Source organism: Vibrio sp. 1249-1 (assembly GCF_033340495.1).
Map to the genome: position 1 here is coordinate 1 of NZ_JAWOWJ010000587.1, position 680 is coordinate 680.

Below are 680 nucleotides of genomic sequence, written 5' to 3' on the forward strand. Positions count from 1 at the left end.
TTTGTGTGGCCGCTCGAAAAGAGAAGTGCAAGGGATGAGCAGGCCATATTACCCATATGTAGACAAGGCCGAGAAAAAACAAGGGCGACTTCATAAAAAGTCGCCCTTATACAGCTGGTTGCATCAACTATTGCATAAAAATTTACAATTTAAAGCGATGGACTAATTCATTTTGCTGATGAGCAAGCTGAGTGAGAGATTCACTCGTATGAGTGATGCTCGACATCGCGTGGTAACTTTCATCCGCAATATTGTTGATGTCTTCAATGTTGCGCGCTATATCTGCTGAGGTTTCGCTTTGCTCTGCTGCCGCTTGAGAAATGTGCGTACTCATTTGGCTGATTTCGATAATGAGTGCTTGGATCTCTTCCATTGAACTGTTCGCTTTCGAGGCTTGCTCAACCGACATTTCCATATCACTCATGCAGCTTTGAATCACTTGGTTGGCTGACTGAGAGCTCGATTGCAGATTGCTGATCATCGATTCGATTTCTGTGGTGGATTGTGTGGTTTTCGATGCCAGCACACGTACCTCATCGGCTACCACGGCAAATCCGCGTCCTTGCTCTCCTGCACGTGCTGCTTCAATCGCAGCATTGAGAGCCAACAAGTTGGTTTGCTCAGCAATGTTGCGGATGACATCCAAAATTGAGCCAATTTGACCACTCATCTTTTGCAGT

At 45.7% G+C, this 680-nt stretch carries 1 protein-coding gene; it reads right to left on the minus strand.

The features are described 5' to 3' along the window. Positions 1–142: 142 nt before the first annotated feature. Positions 143–680 (minus strand): methyl-accepting chemotaxis protein (locus tag R7Z50_RS27780; protein ID WP_318149792.1); only part of this gene is annotated, 538 nt, incomplete at its 5' end.